20 protein-coding genes are annotated in these 23,953 nt (G+C 58.6%); 12 read left to right on the forward strand and 8 right to left on the reverse strand.

The genetic code is table 11. From position 1 onward, the window contains the following. The first annotated feature begins 39 nt into the window (after window positions 1-39). Together nrdB and yfaE are read left to right on the forward strand one after the other, a co-directional pair. Window positions 40-1,173 carry a class Ia ribonucleoside-diphosphate reductase subunit beta gene (gene nrdB, locus AB5Y94_RS22975; protein WP_005300631.1) on the forward strand — a complete coding sequence of 378 codons (1,134 nt, stop codon included), beginning with the start codon at window positions 40-42 and terminating at the stop codon, window positions 1,171-1,173. Then, window positions 1,170-1,490, forward strand: coding sequence for a class I ribonucleotide reductase maintenance protein YfaE (gene yfaE / locus AB5Y94_RS22980; protein ID WP_206220006.1), 321 nt, complete (start codon window positions 1,170-1,172; stop codon window positions 1,488-1,490). Before nrdB ends, yfaE begins: the two co-directional genes overlap by 4 nt. A gap of 133 nt (window positions 1,491-1,623) precedes the next feature. On the opposite strand, the gene mltA is transcribed toward yfaE, so the two are convergent. Further along, window positions 1,624-2,775: a murein transglycosylase A gene (mltA, locus tag AB5Y94_RS22985; RefSeq protein ID WP_005300625.1), complete on the reverse strand. Its 1,152-nt coding sequence runs from the start codon at window positions 2,773-2,775 to the stop codon at window positions 1,624-1,626. 150 nt (window positions 2,776-2,925) lie between these two features. On the opposite strand from mltA, the gene AB5Y94_RS22990 reads away from it, so the two are divergent. After that, window positions 2,926-3,177 carry a DUF1289 domain-containing protein gene (locus AB5Y94_RS22990; protein WP_017785307.1) on the forward strand — a complete coding sequence of 84 codons (252 nt, stop codon included), beginning with the start codon at window positions 2,926-2,928 and terminating at the stop codon, window positions 3,175-3,177. A 95-nt stretch (window positions 3,178-3,272) separates the two neighbouring features. Here the strand turns inward: AB5Y94_RS22990 and fruA are convergent, their stop codons facing one another. Genes fruA through fruB form a run of 3 tightly spaced genes read right to left on the reverse strand, consistent with a single transcriptional unit; the run spans window position 3,273 to window position 7,083 of the window. Then, on the reverse strand, window positions 3,273-4,997 hold the full coding sequence (gene fruA, locus AB5Y94_RS22995; RefSeq protein WP_368206668.1) for a PTS fructose transporter subunit IIBC: 1,725 nt from the start codon (window positions 4,995-4,997) through the stop codon (window positions 3,273-3,275). Further along, the gene (pfkB, locus tag AB5Y94_RS23000) at window positions 4,994-5,983 is read right to left on the reverse strand and encodes a 1-phosphofructokinase (protein ID WP_368206669.1); all 990 of its coding nucleotides are present in this window, start codon (window positions 5,981-5,983) and stop codon (window positions 4,994-4,996) included. The genes fruA and pfkB overlap by 4 nt, the downstream gene beginning before the upstream one ends. Continuing rightward, window positions 5,983-7,083, reverse strand: coding sequence for a fused PTS fructose transporter subunit IIA/HPr protein (gene fruB, locus AB5Y94_RS23005; protein WP_368206670.1), 1,101 nt, complete (start codon window positions 7,081-7,083; stop codon window positions 5,983-5,985). Before fruB ends, pfkB begins: the two co-directional genes overlap by 1 nt. A 305-nt stretch (window positions 7,084-7,388) precedes the next feature. Between fruB and cra the strand changes: the two genes are divergently transcribed. From cra to AB5Y94_RS23035, 6 genes are all read left to right on the forward strand, one after another. Next, window positions 7,389-8,375 carry a catabolite repressor/activator gene (gene cra / locus AB5Y94_RS23010; protein WP_368206671.1) on the forward strand — a complete coding sequence of 329 codons (987 nt, stop codon included), beginning with the start codon at window positions 7,389-7,391 and terminating at the stop codon, window positions 8,373-8,375. Window positions 8,376-8,680: 305 nt separating this feature from the next. Further along, window positions 8,681-9,874: an aromatic amino acid transport family protein gene (locus tag AB5Y94_RS23015; protein ID WP_368206672.1), complete on the forward strand. Its 1,194-nt coding sequence runs from the start codon at window positions 8,681-8,683 to the stop codon at window positions 9,872-9,874. Window positions 9,875-10,104: 230 nt separating this feature from the next. Then, window positions 10,105-12,612 (forward strand): hypothetical protein, encoded by a 2,508-nt coding sequence (locus AB5Y94_RS23020; RefSeq protein WP_368206673.1) that lies wholly within the window; start codon window positions 10,105-10,107, stop codon window positions 12,610-12,612. Continuing rightward, entirely contained in the window at window positions 12,605-15,133 is a 2,529-nt protein-coding gene (rdrB, locus tag AB5Y94_RS23025; RefSeq protein ID WP_368206674.1) for an antiviral RADAR system adenosine deaminase RdrB, read from the forward strand. Before AB5Y94_RS23020 ends, rdrB begins: the two co-directional genes overlap by 8 nt. A 230-nt stretch (window positions 15,134-15,363) precedes the next feature. Then, a complete protein-coding gene (locus AB5Y94_RS23030; protein ID WP_368206675.1) occupies window positions 15,364-15,921 on the forward strand; it encodes a hypothetical protein in 558 nt (185 codons plus the stop codon). Between the two features lie 193 nt (window positions 15,922-16,114). Continuing rightward, on the forward strand, window positions 16,115-16,399 hold the full coding sequence (locus AB5Y94_RS23035) for an MAPEG family protein (protein ID WP_368206676.1): 285 nt from the start codon (window positions 16,115-16,117) through the stop codon (window positions 16,397-16,399). A 220-nt stretch (window positions 16,400-16,619) separates the two neighbouring features. Here AB5Y94_RS23035 and AB5Y94_RS23040 read toward each other — a convergent pair whose 3' ends face one another. Beyond that, entirely contained in the window at window positions 16,620-18,026 is a 1,407-nt protein-coding gene (locus tag AB5Y94_RS23040) for a DEAD/DEAH box helicase (protein ID WP_368206677.1), read from the reverse strand. 324 nt (window positions 18,027-18,350) lie between these two features. Here AB5Y94_RS23040 and AB5Y94_RS23045 point away from each other — a divergent pair, with 324 nt between their 5' ends. Beyond that, window positions 18,351-19,172 carry a substrate-binding periplasmic protein gene (locus AB5Y94_RS23045; protein WP_368206678.1) on the forward strand — a complete coding sequence of 274 codons (822 nt, stop codon included), beginning with the start codon at window positions 18,351-18,353 and terminating at the stop codon, window positions 19,170-19,172. Window positions 19,173-19,258: 86 nt separating this feature from the next. Here AB5Y94_RS23045 and aroC read toward each other — a convergent pair whose 3' ends face one another. Beyond that, entirely contained in the window at window positions 19,259-20,347 is a 1,089-nt protein-coding gene (gene aroC, locus AB5Y94_RS23050) for a chorismate synthase (RefSeq protein ID WP_010634057.1), read from the reverse strand. Between the two features lie 12 nt (window positions 20,348-20,359). Then, window positions 20,360-21,295, reverse strand: coding sequence for a 50S ribosomal protein L3 N(5)-glutamine methyltransferase (gene prmB / locus AB5Y94_RS23055; protein ID WP_005300587.1), 936 nt, complete (start codon window positions 21,293-21,295; stop codon window positions 20,360-20,362). Between the two features lie 65 nt (window positions 21,296-21,360). Here prmB and smrB point away from each other — a divergent pair, with 65 nt between their 5' ends. Further along, window positions 21,361-21,885, forward strand: a complete 525-nt coding sequence (gene smrB, locus AB5Y94_RS23060) for an endonuclease SmrB (protein ID WP_005300583.1) — start codon at window positions 21,361-21,363, stop codon at window positions 21,883-21,885. A gap of 112 nt (window positions 21,886-21,997) precedes the next feature. Here smrB and AB5Y94_RS23065 read toward each other — a convergent pair whose 3' ends face one another. Next, window positions 21,998-22,408 carry an SRPBCC family protein gene (locus AB5Y94_RS23065; RefSeq protein ID WP_368206679.1) on the reverse strand — a complete coding sequence of 137 codons (411 nt, stop codon included), beginning with the start codon at window positions 22,406-22,408 and terminating at the stop codon, window positions 21,998-22,000. 211 nt (window positions 22,409-22,619) lie between these two features. Between AB5Y94_RS23065 and AB5Y94_RS23070 the strand changes: the two genes are divergently transcribed. Next, window positions 22,620-23,915, forward strand: coding sequence for a diguanylate cyclase (locus tag AB5Y94_RS23070; protein ID WP_005300576.1), 1,296 nt, complete (start codon window positions 22,620-22,622; stop codon window positions 23,913-23,915). The last annotated feature ends 38 nt before the right edge of the window (window positions 23,916-23,953 follow it).

The raw sequence follows: 23,953 nt of genomic DNA on the forward strand, positions 1-23,953 counted from the left end.
CGCCCTCCTGTTTCCCCTACTTCGCGATATTCGACAACCATGGCCTATTCAACTTTCTGCCAGACCCAAAACGACCAGCTCAAGGAGCCGATGTTCTTCGGCCAGTCGGTCAACGTGGCCCGTTATGACCAGCAAAAACACGAAGTGTTCGAGCGCCTGATCGAGAAACAGCTCTCCTTCTTCTGGCGCCCGGAAGAGGTGGACGTCTCCCACGACCGCATCGACTTCCAGGCCTTGCCGCCCCACGAGCAGCACATCTTCATCTCCAACCTGAAGTACCAGACCCTGCTGGACTCCATCCAAGGTCGCAGCCCCAACGTGGCGCTGCTGCCGCTGGTCTCCATTCCGGAGCTGGAAACCTGGATCGAGACCTGGGCCTTCTCCGAGACCATCCACTCTCGCTCCTACACCCACATCATCCGCAACATCGTCAACACCCCCGCCCAGGTGTTTGACGACATCGTCACCAACGAGCAGATCCTGAAGCGCGCCGGCTCCATCAGCCACTTCTACGACGATCTGATTGAAGCGACCGCGCTCTACCACCTGCACGGTGAAGGCACCCATCAGGTGGCCGGCCGCGAGGTGTCCATCACCTTGCGCGAGCTCAAGAAGAAGCTCTATCTGTGCCTGATGAGCGTCAACGCACTGGAAGCGATCCGCTTCTATGTCAGCTTCGCCTGCTCCTTCGCCTTCGCCGAGCGCGAGCTGATGGAGGGCAACGCCAAGATCATCAAGATGATCGCCCGCGACGAAGCACTGCACCTGACCGGCACCCAGCACATGCTGAACCTGATGCGCAGCGGCCAGGACGACCCCGAGATGGCCGAGATCGCCCGCGAGTGCGAGCAGGCCTGCTTCGATCTGTTCAAGGAAGCCGCCATCCAGGAGAAGGAGTGGGCCGAGTACCTGTTCCAGGATGGCTCCATGATCGGCCTGAACAAGGACATCCTCTGCCAGTACGTGGAGTACATCACCAACCTGCGGATGGCCGCCGTTGGCCTGCAACCGGCCTTTGCCGGCGCCAAGCAAAACCCGATCCCCTGGATCAACACCTGGCTCTCCTCCGACAACGTGCAGGTCGCCCCGCAGGAAGTGGAAGTGAGCTCCTACCTGGTGGGTCAGATCGACAGCGAAGTGAACGCCGAAGACCTGGGTGATTTCGAGCTGTGAGTGACGCCACCGGCACGCTGACCGAGCCCCTGCACACCGCCCCCGCCAAGAGCGAGACGGGCGCACCGCAGGTACACACCCGGGATGGCGTGCTGCACGCCCACCCCGGCGAGAGCGTGCTGGAGACCCTGGAGCGTCACGGTCATCACGTGGAGTTCCAGTGCCGCAGCGGCTATTGCGGCGCCTGCCGTACGCCGCTGCTGGCAGGCAAGGTGCACTATGCCGCCGTGCCGCTCGCCTTTGTCTCGCAGGGAGAGTGCCTGCCCTGCTGCTGCAAACCGGTGGGCGCCATCCGGCTCGACATCAAGAAGCGCTGAGACCTCCCTCTCTTGATATGTCCAAGCTCACCTCGCCAAACAAAAAGCCGCCGGATTGCTCCGGCGGCTTTTTTACATCCATCTTTATGCCTCATGGGCTGCTGGCTGATACGCCACCCGCCCCCACAAGGCATTACAGCCAGGGCGCGGCGGTCGGCCCATGGTGCAGGCCCAGCTTCCAGACCCGGCCAAAGTGCTTGTAGTGACCGGCCGCGACACCGGCCTTCTCGCCCATGCCGTGGTAGAGGTCGAGGTGGCCCTTCTTCACCGCCCCGCCCACATCCAGGGCAATCAACAGCCGCAGCTGATGCTTGCCGGTCCAGTTGCCCTCTTTGTCCAGCAGAGGTACCTCCGCCAGGATCGGCGTGCCCATCGGCAGCAGGGTCTTGTCGGCGGCCACCGCAGCCATCGGCAACAGCGGGATGCCGGCGGCCCCGATCACATCGTTGGTGGGGCGACGCTCGAAGAAGACATAGGAGGGGTTCTGCTCCACCAGCTCCTTGACGCTCTCCTCCGGCTGACGGTTCGCCCACTCCTTGATGGCCTTCATGGACATCTGCTCCCTGGGCACCTCGCCGCGGTCGATCAGCACCCGGCCTATGCTCACATAGCCGTGACCGTTCTTGCCGCTGTAACCCAGATACTGCAGCCTGTCGTCATCACCATAGTGAACAAAGCCCGAGCCCTGCACGTCCATCAGGAAGTTGTCGATGAGAGACTTGCTGTAGCCAAGCTCCAGCCCGCGGTTGGCCAGCGCCCCCTGATGGATCTGGGCCCGGGTCGGACAACGGCTGCCGCAGTTGGGCATGGCGTAGATGGGGTACTTGTATTTCGCATCCGGGCGGTGGCGCACCTCCAGCACCGGCGAGTAGTAACCGGTGAAGAGCACGTTGCCCATCCGATCCGAGCCCCCCAGCTGGGCCAGGCTGATGCCGTAGCGGGTAATGTCGGCGGGATTGCCGCCGTTCGCCACCCAGCGGGAGAGCTGGTGATAGAGTTCGCCATAGCGGCGGGTCATCTTGCCGGAGCGCTCCAGCACCAGCCTGCTCTGGGGGCCGAACTTGCTGTAGTCGGCGCGCACGCGGCTGTTGACGCGCTCAACCCGCACCAGATCGTCGGGCAGCATGCCGTCCAGATACTGCTTGCCCAGATTTTCCGGCACCTCGCAGTTGAGAAAACATCTGGCATCGGGTTTGTTTTTGGGCACCTGGGCTTGCTCAGAGTTGCCCGCACAACCGGCCAACCCCAGCACAGCGGCGGTCAGCCAGTACGCGTGTTTATTCATATGTCCTCATATAACACCAAGCGTCATGTTCGGCGGGGAAGATGCCAAATTTGCAGGGGGAAAGCAAACGCCTTCAAGCCTGCGACGACGGATTTCTCCAAAGGGGATCTTCTGGGTTATAACAAGGTAACAAGGTGTGAGGGGCTATGGATGGAACAGCTCGAAATCTTCCCGCTGCAGAGCCCCTGCATCGGGGTCTGTGAAGTGAACAACAAGGGCTACTGCAAGGGGTGCCTGCGCAGCCGCGAAGAGCGTTTCAACTGGCTCACCATGACCCCGGCCCAGCAGCAGGAGGTGATGCGTCTGTGCCGGGGCCGCAAGGCGCGGGTGGAAGCCGCCCGCCGCAAAGCGCTGGAGGCCACCCAGAACGAACCGCAAGAGCAACCGGGTTGGGATTTCTAGTTTCTCCCCCCTCCTCCTTTCACGACAAACATAAAAAAGCGGCCTGCAGGCCGCTTTTCTTTTTGACACTATGAGATGTTGCCGGATGACAAGGCTTATGCCGTGGCCAGCTTGGCCTGCTCCTCGCCGCGTTTGAGCATGGCGTAAGCCACCCCGGTCAGCAGCGACCCTGCCGCAATCGCCACGATATACATCATGACGTTGCTGATGGCGTTCGGGATGAACAGCACGAACAGACCGCCGTGGGGCGCCATCAGCTCGCAGCCGAACAGCATGGAGAGCGCACCGGTCAGGGCGCCGCCCGCCATGCAGGCCGGGATGACCCGCATCGGATCCTTGGCGGCAAACGGGATGGCCCCCTCGGAGATGAAGCACAGACCCAGTACGAAGGAGGCCTTGCCTGCTTCCTGCTCCGCCTTGATGAACTTGGTGCGGGCCAGGAAGGTGGCAATCCCCATCCCCAGTGCCGGCACCATGCCGGCGGCCATCACTGCTGCCATGGGGGCGTAGGTCTTGGAGGCCAGCAGGCCGACCCCGAAGGCGTAGGCCGCCTTGTTGACCGGGCCACCCATGTCAAAGCACATCATGGCGCCGATGATGACACCCAGCAGCACGGCGTTGGCAGAACCCATGTTGTTGAGGAACTCGGTCATGGCATTCATGATACCGGCCACCGGGCCGCCCACCACGTAGATCATCACCAGGCCGGTAAACAGGCTGGCAAACAGCGGAATGATCAGAATGGGCTTGAGCGCTTCCAGGGTCACCGGCAGGCGCACCTTGTCGCTCAGGTACTTGGCGCTGTAACCGGCCAGGAAACCGGCGACGATGCCGCCAAGGAAACCGGCACCCAGCGAGCTTGCCAGCATGCCCCCGATCATGCCGGGGGCGAGACCCGGGCGGTCAGCGATGGAGTAGGCAATGTAACCGGCCAGCACCGGGATCATCAGGGCAAAGGCAGAGCCGCCACCGATCTTCATCAGAGCCGCGGCCAGGGTGCCTTCCACCTTGAATGCCTCGATACCGAACACGAACGAGAGCGCGATGATCAGGCCGCCCGCCACCACCATGGGCAGCATAAAGGAGACCCCGGTCAACAGATGCTTGTAGGGGCCAGCTTTTTCCTCTTTCTTGGGCTGGCTGGCGCCGCTGTGGCGATAGGTTTTCGCCTCGTTCCACGCCTTGTCGAGCTCGGCACGGGTTTTCTTGAGCGCCGCGCCCGTGCTGGTACGATAGACCGGCTTGCCGTCGAAGCGAGCCATGTCCACTTCGATGTCGGTGGCGAGGAACACCAGATCGGCGGATGCAATCTCCTCGGCAGTCAGGGCATTCTGGGCACCGACCGAGCCTTGGGTCTCGACGCGGATCTGATGACCCAGCTGTTTGGCCATGGTCTCCAGCGCTTCTGCCGACATAAAGGTGTGGGCCACCCCGGTCGGGCAGGCGGTCACCGCCACGATGCGCTTGCCAGCGGTGGCGGGTTTGGTGGCTGCGGGCGCGGCTTGATGGCGATAGACGCTGGCGCCGCTGGTGGCGGCCTCCAGCAGTGCGGCCGGATCCTGCAGGGCGAGATCCATGCTGCCCTGATAGACCCGCTTGCCGTCATAGGCAGCGAGATCCACCGGGGCGCTGGCGACAACCAGTACCAGCTCGGCGGCGGCAATCTGCTCCTTGCTTGGTACCTGGCGGGGCTGCACGCTGGAGCCGACGTCGAGGGTGAGCTCCCAGCCTGCCAGTTTGGCCTGCTGTTCTATCCGTTTTGCAGCGAGAAAGCTGGTGGCAATGCCCGCCGGGCAAGCCGTAACCAAGATTGCTTTCATTGGGCATCTCCTGAGTTTTCCATTGAGGGGGTATGGCATTGAACCGGTGCCAGCGCATCCAGACGCTGTACGCGCACCTGTTCGAGCAAGGGGTCGAGGACCTTGATATCGTCAAAGCCGACCGCCACCTGGCTGACCGCCAGCGCCGAGACGGCGGTGGCGAGGCGCAGGGTCTGCTCCGGCGTCCAGCCGAGGCTGAGACCATGGGCGAGACCGGCGACCAGGGAATCGCCGGCACCGACCGTGCTGACCACCTGCATGCGCGGCGGAATGGCCTGCCAGACGGCATCGGGTGCAAACCAGATGAGGCCGTCGGCGCCATTGGAGATCACCACGTTGGGGATCCCGCTGGCCTGCAGCGCGCGGGCACACTCAGCCTGCTCGCTCAGGGTCTTGATGGGGCGGCCGGCCCACTGGCCGAGCTCCTCCAGATTGGGTTTGACCAGGGTCGGTGCCGCCTTGATCCCTTCGCTTAACGCCGCGCCGCTGCAATCGAAGATCACCTGCTTGCCTTTGGCCTTGAGCAGGCGGATGAGGCGGGCACAGTAATCGGGGGCCACCCCTTTGGGCAGGCTGCCCGCCAGCACAAACCAGTCGGCGTGAGGGGCCAATTCGTCGATGGCCTGCTCCAACGCGCCCACTTCACCCTCATGGATGGTGAGCCCCGGCAGATTGAGATCGGTGACCCGGCCGGATTGCTCGGAGATCTTGACGTTGATGCGGGTGCTGCCCGCCACGCGCACGAAGTGATCGGCCAGGGCACGCTCCTCGAACAGGGAGACGAAGCTCTGCTGGTTATCGGCGCCAAGCCAGCCGGTGACGCCCACCTCGCGGCCCAAGTCCTTGAGCACCATGGCCACGTTGATCCCCTTGCCCGCTGCGCGCAGGTTGGCCTCGTTCACCAGGTTCACCTCGCCCAGGCTCATCGTCTCGAGACGGGCGGTGAGATCGAGCGCAGGGTTGAGGGTGATGGTCACTATGTCCATCAGTGCGCCCCCTCGCCCAGCCCGGCAGCAATGGCGGCGCCTATGCCCTTGAGGGCCGCTTCGGCGTCAGCCCCTTCGGCGCGAAACGCCAGGCGGTGCCCGCATTTGACGCCAAGGCCGATCACCTTCATCAGGCTCTTGGCGGAGACCGCCTCGCCGCTGCCATCCAGGTTCGCCACCCGAATGTCGGATTCATACTCCTTGGCCACCTTGACCAGCATGGCGCCCGGACGGGCGTGCAGACCGTGGGGGTTGATGATGGTGAAGGTTTCACTAAGACCGCTCGCCGGGCCAGCTTGCAGCATGGCTAGCCCCTCGCTACCTGCCAAGGTGGCGAGCTGACCGGCAGCCGCCAGTTTGGCCAGGTTGTCGAGCTGCGCCAGATGGCCGCTATCTGCGGCGCACAGCAACAGCAGGGCGCTGACCGGCAGCTCCCCGGCGTTCAGTGCAGTGCTAGGCGTGGCAAGCACCCAGCCGGTCTGGGCGGCTTGTGCCCGGGCCAGCCAGACGCCCTCGCCCAGGTAGGCGGGTTCGCTTGCCAGCAGGGCGCTTACCATGGCGGCATCGCCCCAGCCGGCGGATTTGGCGCGGGCAGCCGCTCCCAGCAGCAGCTGGTCGCGATCGTCCGCCGGGAAGTCGGCCAAAGCCAGAAACTGCACCTCTTTGGGCGCAGTGGCACCGGTCAGGATATTGAGGATGGTGTCGGCATCGGTGGCCTCTTTCAATTGCGCCGCCGCCTGCTCGTCACCCAACACGTGGGTGAGCTGGCGCAAAATGCCCAGATGTTCGTCTGATTTGGCGGCGATGCCGATGGCGACGTAGGCGATCTGCCCCTCATCCCATTCGATGCCATTGGGGAACTGGGCCACCATGACGCCAGTGCTCTTCACCAGATGCCGGGTGTCAGTGGTACCGTGGGGAATGGCGATGCCGCTGCCAAGATAGGTGGCGTGCTGCGCTTCGCGGGCTAGCATGCCATCTACATATCCCGCCTCCACCAGACCGGCTTCGGCCAGTTTGCCTGCCAACAGGGCGATGGCTTCGGCCTTGGTCGCCACCGACTGCCCCAGCAGGATCTGCTGTCGCGCCAACTTCAACATAGAGATTCTCCATCAGGTGCCGGGCGGTCTGACCGTACCGGCGCATCAAACATAACCATTCGTGCCACTCGCCAGCTGACAATAGACCGGATTGCATCCCTGCGGGAGCCATACCGGGTTTTTATGCCCGGCCATCGATTGTCTGCTGACAAGCTGAATCGTTTCACTTAAACTCAGACTGAATCGTTTCAGCGAATTGATCAAGTACCCACAAAGAGTGCTTTTCAATGATATGATCCCGCGCACACTTTTCGGTGCCCTCACCAGGCAGTGCCCGTGGGCCTTGCAACTCAAACAGAGCCAATATGATGAAACTGGATGAAATCGCCGCCCTCGCCGGTGTCTCGCGCACCACGGCCAGCTATGTGATCAATGGCAAGGCCGATCAATACCGCATCAGCCAGGCCACCCGCGACAAGGTGATGGCGGTGGTCACCACCCACAACTACCAGCCGGACAGCCGCGCCGCCTCCCTGCGTGGCGGCCAGACCAGGACCCTGGGCTTCATCCTGCCTGACCTCGAGAACGCCAGTTACGCCAAGCTCGCCAAACGGCTGGAGCAAGGGGCGCGGGTACAGGGTTATCAGCTGCTGATCGTCTGCTCGGAAGATGACCCCGCCACCGAGAAGGAGCTGGCCGAGATGCTGGCCAGCCGCCACGTGGATGCGCTGCTGGTGGCCAGTTGCCTGCCACCCGAAGATCCCTTCTACCTCGGCCTGCAGACGCGCGGCATCCAGGTGCTCGCCATCGACCGGGCCATGGCGGCCGACAAGTTCGTCACCGTGGCCAGTGAAAACCAGAAGGCGAGCTTTGATCTCACCGCCTCCCTGCTCTCGCCGGCAATCAAGCACATCGCCCTGATCACCGCACTGCCGGCGCTCACGATCAGCCGTGAACGCAAAGCCGGCTTCGAGCAGGCTGTTGCCAGCCACAGCACGGCTTGCCATCTGTGTGAAGGGGCCCATTTCTCCCGCGCCGAAGGCTATCGCCTGATCAAGACGCTGCATCAGCAGCTCGGCCAGCTGCCCCAGGCACTGGTCGCCACCTCCTACATCCTGATGGAGGGGGTGCTCGACTATCTGCTTGAGCAGGAGACCGACATGAGCCGGCTCGCCATGGCCACCTTCGGCGATGATCGCCTGCTCGATTTCCTCCCCTTCGGCATCAACTCCCTGCCCCAGCAGCACGATGCCCTCGCCAGCCAGGCGCTGGAGCTGGCCCTCAAGGCGATTGGCGGCGAATACCAGTGCGGCCTCCACTATGTGAGCCGCACCCTCAAACGCCGCCGCTGACCCCCTCTCCATGGCGCGCCGCTGCGGCCTCCCTCGCAGCGGCGCGTTTTTTCACCACCCCAAAACCATATCTGTCATCATTTATTTCCACATATTCTGCCAACCCAGTACAAAATCCGCTTTTTCAGGCTTGTTTCCACCATTTTGATCCGTTAACTTGGCAACCAACTTTTACAACCACAGGTTTTTCGTAACGATGGGTTCACTCCGATATTGCTAGCCTCCGGTCTCGACCCCGGAGGCGCCTTGCCAACACCTCATATGCCTGCTGTGCACCGCGCAGTTTCTCGATTCGGATGGACACCATGAACACCAAAACCCTGGGATGTACCCTGTTGATTGCCGGCACCACCATAGGCGCCGGCATGCTGGCCCTGCCGCTGGCCTCTTCGTCGCTCGGCGGCCCCGCCACCCTGCTGCTGATGATCGGCCTCTGGGCCCTGATGGCCTTTACCGCCATGCTGCAGGTGGAAGCCAGCCTCAACACCGGCAAGTGGTACCTGCACCAGCTGGCGGATCACCTGCTCGGCCCCTGGGGCAAGCGCATCGCCTCCTTCTGCATCCTGATGCTGTTCTACTCGCTGGCCTCCGCCTACATCAGCGGCGGCAGCAGCCTGCTGGCCCAGGCGCTGGCCGATGCCGGCCTCCCCCTCAGTCAGGAGCAGGCGGCCTGGGCCTTTACCCTGCTGTTTGGCGGCATGGTCTGTGTCGGCACCAAGCAGGTGGATTACCTCAACCGGCTGATGTTCACCGTCAAGCTGGTGATCATGGTGGCGGTGCTGGCGCTGCTGTTGCCGCGCACCGAAGGGCAGCACCTGCTTTCCCTGCCGCTGGGCCAGGGGCTGCTGCTGGCAGGTCTGCCGGTCATCTTCACCTCGTTCGGCTTTCACGGCTCCATCCCGAGCGTGATGCTCTACCTGGGGGACTGCCCCAAGCAGCTGCGCCGGGTCTTCGTGTGGGGCTCCGCTCTGCCGCTCATCCTCTACGTGCTGTGGCAGGTCGCCATCCTGGGTCTGCTGGGTCAACAGGCCCTGCTGCAGAGCGGTGGCGCGCTGGACACCCTGCTGGCCAACGTCGGCAAGCTGGTGAGCTGGCCCGCTTTCAACCAGGCCATGCACCTGTTTGCCGATCTGGCGCTGGCCACCTCCTTCCTCGGGGTGACCCTGGGGCTGTTTGACTTCATGGCCAAGGTGACCCGTCGCAAAGACAACTGGCAGGGCCGCACCCAGACCGGCCTCATCACCTTCGTGCCACCCCTGCTGTTTGCCCTCTACTTCCCGCAGGGCTTCATCATGGCGCTCGGCTACGCTGCCATTGCGCTGGCGATACTGGCGGTACTGCTGCCGGTGGCCCTGGTGTGGCAGAGCCGCAAGCAGGCCGAGACGCACCACTACCGCGCCCCGGGTGGCGTGCTGGCCCTCGGCCTTGCCGGCGCCATGGGGGTGCTGATCGTCGGCGTCCAGATCAGCGTCAGCATGGGACTGCTGCCCGCCCTCTAAGCCCTCGTCGATACGGAATGCCTAAAATAACAAAGCCCCGCCAATCAGATTGGCGGGGCTTTTTGTTGGAGTAACCGTTTTGGAAGGCAGACAAGATCATCAAAGGGATGTGAGCGTCTCAATTATCGAGTTGAACATTGATGGAGATCAAATTTCCCCACATCTGCTCTTTTACAACATTAAGATCAGACTAAAATGGCGCCGCCTACTCACTTATCTTATTGATTTTTATGACTGATATAATACTGGATCTCGACAAATCTGAATTCGATGAATTCAATCTTGGCAAAGACGATATGTGGCAGCAGGATGCGGCTCACCAACTGATAAAGCATCTGACCACATTGGGTCGTGCCGCAAAAGAGATTAAAGATCGCTCATCTAATATGGAGGAGGATACAACGCGCCATGTTCACGACGCCATTTTTATAAGCGGTGACAGAGGATCGGGCAAGAGTATTTTCCTGTATAACGCAAAAACGTTATGGGACGAACAAAATGATAAGAACAAGCCCGACCTCCATTTTCTTGACCCGGTTGACCCAACTCTGCTGCAAGATAACGACAGCTTCAGCAACGTTATTATTGCCAATATTTTTAACAGCGTTCACAAGCACATCAAGGGCAAACCACAGGCAGAGACGAAGAAGTTTTATGACCGCTTGAGGAAGTTGGCTGAATCTATCGAGGATGTGGATAAACAACAATTAGGTGGACTCGATAAGCTGATGCACTACAGCTCGGGGGTCAGAGTTCAGAATAATTTTTATCGCTTTGTCAAAGAGGCAATTACGCTGCTCTGCTGTGATGCCCTCGTCCTGCCCATCGATGATGTCGATATGGCCCTGGGGAAGGCCTATGACGTGCTGGAAGAGATCCGTCGCCGTCTGTGCTGCCCCTTTATAATTCCCCTGGTCAGTGGTGACCCCGATCTCTATGAACATTTAGTTAAAATAAATTTTGGCAAAAGTATTGTAAGTAAAGATATTCAAGAGATTGAAAGCACAAAAAGTAGGCTGCTTGATAGCCTACCCAATGCATATCTGACTAAAGTACTTCCCCATCATTATCGCATTACCCTGCAGTCGATTGATACTATTACCTCCAAGTTAAAGATTAAATGGTACAGCAATGACGGAGTCTTATATATCCGTCCATATCTTCGTGAAAGTCCCGAAGATACCTATCAAGACAGGTTGCTTTCTTGCTTCTTTGGACCAAAACACGATGATGAAAAGGGTCGTGATTTTCCCTGGCCAAAATCTTCTCGAGAACTGGGACAAATGATTCGACTACTGAGGCCAGATGATCTTCAATCAGAAAAAGAAACCGATAAATATAGGAGTCTTCTGGAAAACCTTAAAACATGGTCTTCTGCCTGCCAGCATGGTGCCAGCTATACACTTGCGCTTTCTGCATTAGAGTTTAAAAACCCTTGCAGAGCGAGTCAGTTAATGACGTTCAATTTACATAAGCAGGCCAAGCTAGACATTCCATGGGCGAGATATAACTTTACCAAAGATCAAATAGACGTAATCAACAGCTATAAAAACAGCCAAGCAGTACTTAAAGCAAACCGACTTTTAATTGAGCATTCATTACTCTCCAATATTTTACGTAGCATGCCCCCTATTGAGCTCCATCTCGATAAAATGAGTATCACCGGAAAATATGCCGAAAAAGAGCAGTATTCCTTCCTGCTCGCTATCTATACATATAATGCATATTATGGAACTCAAGGAAACAAACAGCGCAAAGTATATTTCAGCAAAGCTTTTGAAATTTTAGCGACATCCATACTAAATGCAAATCTTTGCCGCAAAGAAATAGATAAGCAATGTTTCTCAGAAATATTAAATGACGCGCCTTTTTACTCTGTTTACAATCTAAGCCCAACCAAACAGGTTGATGAAGAAGATGAAAAAGATGAATACTCTGTTGACACTATTGGCTCAGAGAATTGTGATGCATTTATAGCAGAACTTGAAAAATGGAATGTAAATCATAGAGAAAGCATATCCAATTTATTTACCAACCCTACGCAGATAATTTCACTACTCAGTGCTGTCTTTAATAAGGTATTTACTCAAATATCATATCTAAGAAAAGTATTTGATGTTGAAAAAGGTGACGAACTTGTAGACTTATCCATTCGTTTCAAGTATATCGTTCTCAATGCTTTCGGTTTTTTCCTTAAAGAGAGTGGAGCTCGTATAGCCGCAAATACCGCTATAGATTCAGCGCAAAAGACCCTTAGAGATGACACTGAATTCAAAAAGACCCCAACATATAAAGGTAATGTAGAATGGATTAATGAAGAAGGTAATGAAAAGTATAAAGAGTTTATTCATGCCATAGAAGAACACCCCATTTTTGTTAAATTTGACGATAAAAAAACTTCCTCGAGAATAACTAACCAGTCAAACTGGATTTCACCATCACCAAGGTCGACCACCAAAAAAAATGGGCAAGCAAAGAGAAGAGCTAGTGAAAGACAACAAAGTGATGCTAAAACTGCTGTTAAAAACTTCTTTGGCGAAATGAAATTAAAAGATGCCATCTCATATATAGAAAACAATTTGAACTCTGATAAATATAGCAAGGTAGTTATTTACTCCCTCTATGAAAAGCTTGTAAGTATATTTGGTGATGTTAACAACTTACATAAAGGAACGGACATTGTAAGATTGTATGCTGCGTTGGATTCCAAATTTAAACAAGGCAGTTTAAATGCTTAGTCTATCAACACATATTATAAGTGCCTGTGCCCCCTTGGCATCAGATAGACTACTGGATGTTTATCTAAGATCTGAGCTTGACGTCAAATGGTCAACACAATACCGGCTCGCCCTACAAGACTTTCAATCCTATCTACCGGGTAACCTCCGTGAGGAGGATATAAAGCCGGCGCTATTGCAATGGTTGGAGTCGACGGAGCAAAAAGCGGATCTGACTCAACTGCTCAGCAAGCTGAGCGATCACTATCTCGACTGGTGCGGAGACCGGTTTGAAGTGAAACATGGTGAGCTCGATAGCTGGCTCTCTCTATTAACACAGGTTGACTCGGCCTGGATAATAGGTGCCGGTTATGCCCATTTACTCCATCACGGCATCCTCTCTGCCGAGCAGATGATTGAGCTCGCTCGCACCCAGTGTATCAGCGCCTTACCCAAGCGTTTTGATGGCAGGCCTATTGCCGATAATCATGTGCATCTTGGTGGCCACGGCCACCATAGCCTCTCACTTGCCGATTTTGCGCTGCATTATAAATACCCATCTAGAAAAGAACTGGATACTCAAAAATGGCCGAACCGCCAAGAACACTCGCTCTTTAACAGTGGCCATAGAAATAAAAATCATCTACCCGTGCTATTTCATGCTATCTATGCGCAGCTTGTCACAGAGCTGTGGAGTGATAAGCAGAATAAAAATCCACCATTGCCGGTGGACTGGGATCATTTGGACCTTTATCTTGCCAAAGAGCAAGCACCAATTATCCGCTATGACATTGCTGATTCTCTTTCCCAGCGCCTGCTGCAAGCTGCGCTGGATGAGAAGAGTACGGGTCGTTGGCTGTTATTAATCACTGCGCTGCTTCTGGCCCAAAAAAAACTTAATCAAAATGGGCTACTCTCCAGCTTTATTCTCTGTGCCAACATATTAAGAAACTATATGGTGGTCTCCGGTGTCGGACTGGGGGATTTTGTCAGTTTTTTTGGGTTCTCATATAGAAAGCCCACTTCAAACACCATAAATTACAAATCATTCAGCCTATTATCCGACCTTCCTGATAATCACTTCAGAGAGTTTAGAGTCAGCCCTGAAGACATCATTAAACACTCAGTTTTATGGTCTCAACAGCTATTACATCACAAGGTTCATAATCGAGTTCATTTTGTTGCACATTTCACCCGCGGCAACCCTAAAAAAATCAAAGACCGCAGATATTTATCATCACGCGAATCTTTTTTTCAAAAGACCCGTGATTTGCAGCGCTTTTTTCACTCCGTTACTCTGGATTCAGCGCGCATTCCGATAACCCCCTTTCCCGACAGCACCCGGGTCGATCTTCGGGCACTGCTGCGCGGAATCGATGTTGCGGGAAATGAAAACCACCTTCCTATCGAGGTGTTTGCACCGGCGATCAGAGTGCTGAGAAGTGCTCTTTTCCCCCAGCACTATCCGATTGAAAAGCGCTTACGCCAACCCTTTGTGACTCTACATGCGGGAGAAGACTTTGCTCATATTTTAAGCGGCATGAGAACCATCGATGAAGCCGTCACCTTCTGTGATTATCGTCCGGGTGATCGCATTGGCCATGGATTGGCCATTGGCATTAATCCCTACGAGTGGGCCAAGCGCCAACATAGCTGCTACCTCCCCATCAGAGAGTATCTGGATAACCTCGTCTGGAGCTATCAGCGTGGTCTTGAACTGGGCCATCAGGTGCCGAAATTCCAAGCTACCTTGCTGCGCATTCAGGAAAAAATCCGGATCTACTCACAGCTTGTTTATAACGAGGAGTACTCCCCAATCCAACTGCATCAAGCATGGCTATTACGACGTAACTGCCCGGACATGATAAATAAAGAGCATGGTGTCCTTGGGCTGGAAAAGCCGCTCTGGTTACCCGATTGGGCCAAGCTGCAGAAATGCGCAGACCTTGATTTGAGCAAACAGATCGGTGCACAAGGGCAAAAAATTTGGCGGCTTTATCTTGATGAAAAACCCGCCAGTAAAAAGGAGGAGTGGGTTCACATCCAATATCATCCAACATTGCCGGTTACCAAAGGCCTTGCCGATATGCCAACCCTTGCTGACTCTCGCAAAGATTATTTGACGGATGAAGATCTGGAGTTTTATGAGGCACTGCAAGATCTGATGCTGGAAAAGTTCAGCCAAAACCAGTGGGTGCTTGAGGCCTGCCCGACTTCCAACCTCTATATCGGCCGATTGGAGAGCTATGAAGAGCACCCCATATTCCGCTGGAGCCCGCCAACAACGGAGGCTTTGCAAGCCGGTAACAGCGCAAATCGATTCGGTCTGCGCCGTGGGCCGGTCAGGGTCTGTATCAATACCGATGATGCAGGGCTCATGCCCACAACCCTTGAAAACGAACACAGGATCATCAAGGAGATCGCCATTACTCACTACAAGGTAAGCGATCAAGGTGCTACAACGTGGATAGACTCGATACGACAAACCGGCGTCGATCTTTTCAAATCCAATCACCTTGACTGGGCTCAGCAAAGTACTTGATAGATATGCCCCGCCAATTAACTTGGCGGGGCTTTTTGTTGGTAAACGAATCAAATTGGATACAGGCATCCGCCATTAATTAAGACAGCGCCCCTTACCAAACAAACACCCAAACCTTCAGCTATATACCGACCTTTTTACTACCCAACCCTGAATAGTCAGTTCAAAACCCGTTCATGCCCGCTCGCTACACTGCCCCCTCGTTTATCGCTTTCAGGAGTTTGAAAACAATGATGTTGTATCTCACGAAGAGTTCCCTTGCCCTTGTTCTGCTGGCAGCTAGCGGCGCCCTCAGCGCGGCTGAAATCACCAACAACAATATCACCGAGGCCGACATCAAGGCGGCGCAGGATGCCTGGGGCGCGGCGCTCATCAAGATCAGCGATGACTATCGGGCCGGCGGCATCGAGCGCGCCAAAGCCACCGCCGAGGCGGTACTCGACAGCGCTTATGGCTACCAGCAGGGGCCGGTGCTGTTCAAACCCACCCTAGCCGGTGGCGAGCAGACCTTTCGCACCACCCGCGAGGGGGCGCTGGCCTATTTTGTCGGCAACAACAGCGCCTATCCGGCAGACAGCGGCTTTGCTCTGAAAAACTGGCAGAGCTACCGCTATGACAATGCCGCCGTCTATATCAACGGCAACATGGCGCTGACCATGGGCAAGGTGCATCTGGTGGATCGCGACAACAAGGAGACCACGGTCGACAAGAGCTGGGGTTTCAAGAAGGGGGATGATGGCAAGGTGCGCATCGTGCTGCACCACTCCTCTCTCCCCTACGGCGCCTGACTGGCGAAGTGCAGCTGACAGAGCTCGCCACCTAAAACCAGACAACAAGCCCTGCCAGACCGGCGGGGCTTTTTTTATCCGGCAAGGGCGATCAGGACGCCATGGCCGAGCCCTCTTTACTGCTACCCTCAAGGGCAAGCCATTGAGCGCACAACAGATCCATGCTCATCCATCACTTCGGGAGCCCTACACCATGACCATACTGCCCATCTATGCAGCCCTCCTTGCCCTGCTCTTTGTCCTGCTCAGCGTGCGCACCATTCGCACCCGTCACCGCCAGAAAGTAGCGCTCGGCCATGGCGATGATCCCGCCATGCTGCGGGCCATGCGGGTGCACGCCAACTTTGCCGAGTATGTTCCCCTCGCCCTGCTGCTCATCTATTTCGTCGAAACCGGCAGCCATGCCCCCTCCCCTGGCTGGTTCATCTGCTGGGGAGTGCCCTGCTGCTTGGTCGCCTCTGTCACGCCTTCGGCATGAGTCGCACACCGGAGAATTTCCGCTATCGGGTGGTGGGAATGGGGCTGACTTTCACCGTCATTTTGCTGAGTGCGGCCTACCTCCTGATCACCGCCCTGCTCTCCTGACCAGAGCCGGTCAGCTAAACGCGGATCCGCAGAAACAGAAATAGAAAAGCCCTGCCAATATGGCAGGGCTTTTCGTTTAACCGATCAGGGTGGGAGAGTGGCTCTCCTTGCCCTTACTGGTTGTGGCTGGCGCGACGGGGACGACGAGCCTGGGCCGGTTTGCCAGCACCATCGGCCGGACGCTGACCGCCCTGGGGCTTGGGCTTGCCGCCGTTGCCAGTGCGATTGCCACCACCGTTACCACCGGCGCCATTGCCGGAGCGACCGGCACCTTGACGCTGGCCTTGACCTTGCGGACGTGGCGCACGGCGCTGCTCGCTCGGATCGCGCGGCTCTTTGCGCAGCGGCGCACCGATGCCACGGCTTATGTTATCGAGCGTCTCGCGGGAGGCTTCGAAGCCGGCCACCTGCTCACAGGGGATGCTCTGCTTGGTCAGCCGCTCGATGGCCTTGATGAGCTTGCCTTCATCGGCCGCGACCAGGGAGATGGCGTGACCGGCGGCGCCGGCACGGCCGGTACGGCCGATACGGTGCACGTAATCTTCCGCCACGTTTGGCAGCTCGAAGTTCACTACCTGGGGCAGCTTGTCGATGTCGAGGCCGCGGGCGGCGATGTCGGTCGCCACCATGACGCGCACGCTGCCATCCTTGAAGCCGGACAGGGCGCGAGTACGGGCCCCCTGGCTCTTGTTGCCGTGGATGGCGGCGGCGCTGATGCCGTCCTTCTCAAGCTTCTCGGCAACCCGGTTGGCGATGTGCTTGGTGCGGGTAAACACCAGCACCTGCTGCCAGTTGTTGCTGGAGATGAGGTGGCTCAGCAGGGCAATCTTGTTGGCCTTGTCGCACGGGTGCACCAGCTGCTCGATGCGCTCGGCGGTGCTGTTGCGCGGGGTCACTTCGATCACCGCCGGGTTGTCCAGGAGGCCAGTGGCCAGCTCGCGAATTTCGTCGGCGAAGGTGGCGGAGAAGAGCAGGTTCTGACGCTTTTTCGGCAACAGAGCCAGGATGCGGCGGATATCGCGGATAAAGCCCATGTCGAGCATGCGGTCCGCTTCGTCCAGCACCAGGATCTCGACTTCGTCGAACTTGACGGCGTTCTGGTTGTAAAGGTCCATCAGACGGCCCGGGCAGGCCACCAGCACGTCCAGACCACGGCGAGTCGCCATCATCTGCGGGTTGATGCTCACGCCGCCAAATACCACGTGGCTGCGGATCGGCAGGTGCTTGCCGTAGTTGCGCACGCTCTCGCCCACCTGGGCGGCCAGTTCGCGGGTCGGGGTCAGCACCAGGGCACGGATGCGATTCGGGGAGACCTTGCGCTTGCTCTCGGTCAAGCGTTGCAGCATCGGCAGGGTAAAACCTGCGGTCTTGCCGGTCCCGGTCTGGGCTGCCGCCATCAGATCACGGCCAGCCAGTACCGCCGGGATCGCTTGTTGCTGAATGGGAGACGGGGTGTCGTAGCCTTGCTCGGCAACGGCACGCAACAAGGGTTCGGCCAGACCGAGGGAAGTAAAACTCATAGTTACCTGCTAGGGATAGGGGCGCCGGGGATCCGTGATGGGGCTCCTCTGCTGAGCCGATGCCATCTCGCCAGATCCGGGCCTGTTGAGAACACAACGATTTCCCCGGGGAGCAGAGCAAAGGGGAAAGAATAGGGGCGCAGTCTAACGGAGTTATTGAGGAGAAACGAGAAAAATGTGATGTTCCTCCCAGCATGTTTGCCAAAAGCCGGTCACCGTCCCGCCGAGAAAAGCCGTTCAAGAACTCATTCGAATCAGGCTATGCTTGATGCCAGACCATGGCGACGCCGCCGCGGCGATCCTGCAACAAGGAGGTTCAGGTTCATGCGTGTTCATTTTCTGCCTGCCGGCCGGTACTGGCTGTTGCTGCTGATGCTTGCCCTCACTCTGCCGCTGCAGGCCAACACCAGGTTGTCCGTCGCCTGGGGTCACTGGCCTCCGTTCAGCTACATCAATGCCCAGGGGACGCTGGATGGGCTGGACGTGAGCCTGACCCGCCAGATCCTGGCCCAGGCGGGGCTTTCGCCCCGCTTTCGCAATCTGCCCTGGGCCCGGGCCCTGCATCTTATAGAGCAGCAGCAACTCGATCTCGCCATGGGGGCACTCGATACGCCGGAGCGGCGCGCCTTCGCCCGCTTCTCGGCCCCCTATCGGCGCAGCACCTTCGTGCTGCTGAGCAGCGATCCCATTCCGGGCCAGCGCGAGCCCTGGCAGGATGTGCAGAGCCTGCAGGGGCTCTGCCAGCAAAGCCAGCTGCGCCTTGGCAAGCTGCGCGGCACCCGGCCGACCCAGCTGATGGCATCCTGCCCTGCCCTGAAACAGGCGAGTGAATACAACAGCGATGACCGACTGATCGATCTGCTGCTGGCCCGCCGCCTCGATGGCATCATCGTCGAGTGGCAATACGCTCGTTACCGGCTGCAACAGCTGGGGGCCGACGGTTTTATCCACTGCCAGCTGCTGCTCCACCACCAGCCGGTCAGCCTGATGTTTGCCAACAGCGCCATCGATGACGACACCCTGGCCCGGGTCGATGCGGCGATCGCCAACCTGCCGCCGACAAGCGGCAACCCCACCCCGCCCACCTGCCGGCTCGACAACCCGGCGGCCGACACGTCCCCCGGCCCACTCGCCAAGAGGGGGTGAATAGCCATCAAAAAGGCGACCCTGAGGTCGCCTTTTCATTGTGTCTGCGATAGCGCCACCCGATCAGCCGAGTGGTGAACAGCCGATCAGCGCAGCTGCGGAGTATGCGTCAGCACACCCTGGTTCTGGGCACGGTGGCGCAGCAGGTGATCCATCAACACCAGGGCCAGCATCGCCTCGGCGATGGGCACGGCGCGAATGCCGACGCAAGGATCGTGGCGCCCCTTGGTGATCATCTCGATGGCCTCGCCTTCGGTATTGATCGTTTTGCCCGGCACCGTGATGCTGGAGGTGGGTTTGAGCGCCATGCTCACCACGATATCCTGACCCGACGAGATGCCGCCCAGAATGCCGCCCGCATGGTTGCTGGCAAAGCCGGCCGGGGTCATCTCGTCGCGATGCTCGGAGCCTTTTTGCTCCACCACCGCGAACCCGTCACCGATCTCCACCCCTTTCACCGCATTGATGCCCATCATGGCGTGGGCAATGTCGGCGTCGAGGCGATCGAACACCGGCTCACCCAAGCCCACCGGCACATTGCTGGCGATGACCTGCACCTTGGCACCGATACTGTTGCCCTCTTTCTTCAGGTCGCGCATGTATTGATCGAGCGCTTCCAGCTTGCCCGCATCGGGGAAGAAGAAGGGATTCTGCTCGATCTGCGCGGCGTCGAAGGCTTCGGCCTTGATGGGGCCGAGCTGGGAGAGAAAACCGGTGATCTCGATGCCATGCACCTGTTTCAGGTACTTCTTGGCAATGGCCCCCGCCGCCACCCGCATGGCGGTTTCACGGGCAGAGGAGCGGCCACCGCCACGATAGTCGCGCTGGCCGTACTTCTGGTGATAGGTGTAATCGGCGTGGCCCGGACGGAACAAGTCCTTGATGTCGGAGTAGTCCTTGGAGCGCTGATCGGTGTTCTCGATCAAGAGCCCGATGGAGGTGCCTGTGGTCTTGCCCTCGAACACCCCGGAGAGGATCTTCACCTCGTCCGGCTCGCGGCGCGGCGTGGTGTAGCGGGAAGTGCCGGGCTTGCGCCGGTCCAGATCCCCCTGCAGATCCGCTTCGCTGATCTCAAGCCCCGGCGGGCAGCCGTCGACCACGGCGCCCAACGCCAGGCCGTGGCTCTCGCCGAAGGTGGTAACCCGAAAGAGTTGGCCGAAACTGTTCCCTGCCATGCTTGCTCCTGCTTAGCTCTTGTAAATCGCGAAATGGTCCTGGTACTGCACCAGCTCGGCACGGGTCATCACGAACACGCCGTGACCACCGTTCTCGAACTCCACCCAGGTGAAGGGCACGTCAGGGAACTGGGCTTCCAGATGGATCATGCTGTTGCCCACCTCGACCACCAGCACGCCATCGTCTTTCAGGAAATCGGCGGCATTGGCCAGCAGGCGCTTGGTGAGCTTGAGGCCATCGGAGCCGGAGGCCAGCGCCAGCTCGGGTTCGTGGCGAAACTCGTCCGGCAGATCCGACATGTCTTCGGAGTCCACGTAGGGCGGGTTGGAGACGATGAGATCGTACTTGTCGCCGACCGGCAGATCGCGGAACAGATCGGAGCGGATCGGAATGACCTGCTGCTCCAAGCCGTGATCGTTGATGTTGCGCTCGGCCACGTTGAGGGCATCGACGCTGATGTCGATGGCATCCACTTCCGCTTCCGGGAACTCGTGGGCCATGATGATGGCGATGCAGCCGGAGCCGGTGCACAAGTCCATGATCCGGGTCGGTTCGTCTTTCAGGAAGGGGGCGAAGCGATTGGCCACCATCTCGGCGATGGGGGAGCGGGGAATGAGTACCCGCTCGTCCACGTAGAACTCCCAACCGGCATACCAGGCCTTGTTGGTCAGGTAGGGGGCGGGAATGCGCTCCTGCACGCGGCGGATGATGAGCTCGGCGATGCGGTGCCGTTCGCTGGTGGTCAGGCGGGAGTGGCGCATGGCCGGATCCACGTCCGGCGGCAGATGTAGCGCGGGCAGTACCAGTTGCACGGCCTCATCCCAGGCGTTGTCGGTACCATGTCCGTAGAAGATCCCGGCGTCGTTGAAACGACTCATGGCCCAGCGCAACATGTCCTGGATGGTGTGCATCTCGGCAACCACCTCATCGATAAATATCTTGTCCAAATCCACCTCCAAGTCGAGTAATATCCGGCCCGAGAATTCTATACAGCGAGCAAGACGAGTACCTGATGAAAAAAACGCCCTCACCGACAGACGAGGAAACCCTGCTGTTCCGCGATGCGATAAAAGGTACCCGGAAAATCAAGCAAGATACCATAAGGGCCGAGTTACGCCCGGTCAAGCAGAAACGCGAAATGCGTGAGAGCCGCGAATCCCTTGGGGTTGACCACTATTTCAGCGATGAATACCAGCCCCATCTGGAAGAGGATGGACCGACCCGTTACGTGCGCGACGATGTGTCGAAATTCGAGCTGAAAAAGCTCAAGCGCGGCAGCTATCCGCCGGAGATCTACCTGGACCTGCACGGCATGAACCAGCAGCAGGCCAAACAGGAGCTGGCGGCCCTGCTCACCCTCTGCCGACGCGAGAACATTCACGTCGCCTCGGTGATGCACGGCATCGGCAAACACATCCTCAAGCAGCGCATCCCGAGCTGGCTGGCCCAGCATCCCAATGTGCAGGCGTTCCATCAGGCCCCCCGCGAGTGGGGCGGTGACAGCGCCATCCTGGTGCTGCTGGATATCGAGGAGTAACGCCTTCTTACCACCTGCCGGCAACGCCAGCGGTATGAGCCCCGCAATCAAGGCGCAATAAAAAACCACCGACGTCTGGTGGTGGTTTTTTATTGGTACTGGCACCTCTCCCCTAGCCTGCCGCCTCCACGTAGCGCTTGAAGTTGTCGAGGATCCCCTGCCAGCCCGCCTGCTGCTGGGCCGGGGTGCGGCTCGTCTCGGCATCGAAGGTCTCCTGTACCCGGGTGCCGCTCCCCTCACTCGCAAACTGCACATCCACCTCGCGCCCGTCATCCATCAAGAACGAGAGGCGGGTCGGCGCCTCCACCCGGGTAAAGGTACCGGTAAAATCAAAACCGGCGCTGCCATCCTTGGCGGCCATGTGATGACAAAAACGCCCACCCACCACCAGATCGACCCGGCTGCTGGTGGTGTGCCAGTCGCTGGAGGCCGCGTTCCACCTGGCGATGCAGTCTGGATCGTTCCAGGCCCACCAGACCGCCTCTATCTCTTGCTCGATATGAGCCTCGATGCTGATCTTCATCTCGCCCTCCCTGCTTCGTTGCGCTGACCAGACCGCTGCGCCGGATCCGGTGCCGTTTGTAGATGCCCGCAAGTAAAGCCCAATCCGGGCCGACCGGCCAGTTTGCCAGAGCGGGCGCTCTGTGGCCGGCCCCTGCCCGGCTCCCGCCAACCGGGTATCAAAGCGGCCGCACTATACTGAATATCAATATGTTATTCGCCATGGAGGTTGCATGTTCACACAGGGTTCCCACGCCGACATCAAGTCCTCTCTCGATGCCATCGGTGCCGCCGTCGCGGTGTTTTCCCTCGACAAGGACGATCGCTTTACCCTCATCTCCGCCAACGACACCTTTGCCCAGGCTTTCGAGCTGGATGTGCTGGGCTGCATCGGCAAGCGCCTGGGCGAGATGTTTCCCCGCTACATCACCGGCAGCATAGAGCAGCCGATGCACGAGTGTGTGAGCCAGCAGACCGGGCTCGAGAGCGAGCTGCCCATCGATACCCTGTCGCGCACCAGCTGGTGGCGCTTTGTCATCTCCCCCATCATTCCCGAGCAGTCCCGCATCACCCGCATCATGGTCACCGCTATCGACATCACCGCCAAAAAGCAGCTGGAAGAGGCGCTCAAGATGAGCCGCAAGCGCTTCGAGGCGGTGGTCAACTCCGCCTATGACGGCATCATCAGCGTCAGCAGCGAGTCGCGCATCGAACTTATCAACACCGCCGCCTGCGAGATGTTCGGGGTGGACGAAAGCTACCTCGGCAAGCGGCTGGAAACCCTGCTGCCCCAGCGCTTTCGGGCCAACCACGACGGCTATTTCAAGGCGTTCAGCAACTCCCCCATCAACTCGCGCCCCATGCACGCCCGCGCCTCCGTGATGGGGCTGCGCCGCGACGGCAGCGAATTTCCGCTGGAGGTGACCATCGCCAAGATCAACCTGGGCCAGACCACCGAGATGACCGCCATCCTGCGGGACATCTCGGAGCGGGCCAAGCTGGTGGAGGAGCTCAAGGTGGCGGCCACCACGGATCCCCTCACCGGGATCGCCAACCGGCGCCGCTTCGACGAGCTGGTCAAGCTGGAGATGCAGCGCTGCCAGCGCTTCAGTCACACCATGAGCCTGCTGCTGATCGACATCGATCACTTCAAGCAGATCAACGACACCTATGGCCATCAACAGGGCGATCAGGCCATCCTCAGCCTGGTCAAGCGGGTCGCCAAACAGCTGCGGGAGGTGGACATGCTGGGCCGCTGGGGCGGCGAGGAGTTCATCGTGCTGCTGCCGGAAACCTCGCTGGAGCTGGCTTGGGCCAGTGCGGAGCGGATCCGCCTCGCCGTCGAGTCGCAGCTGCATCAGCTGGGCGCAGGCACCGAGGTGCCGCTCACCATCAGCATCGGCATCAGTGCCAGTCTGGGCCCGCAGGATACGGTGGAACGCATGGTGCGCCGGGCCGATACCGCCCTCTATCTGGCCAAGAAACAGGGGCGCAACTGCTCAAGGAAGGCGCTGCCAGATTCCCCCTGATAGGCGATGCCACGCCTGATAGACAATCATCAGGCCTG

It is taken from the genome of Aeromonas sp. s5 (assembly GCF_040907865.1).
In the GTDB taxonomy this organism is placed as follows: Bacteria; Pseudomonadota; Gammaproteobacteria; order Enterobacterales; family Aeromonadaceae; genus Aeromonas; species Aeromonas dhakensis.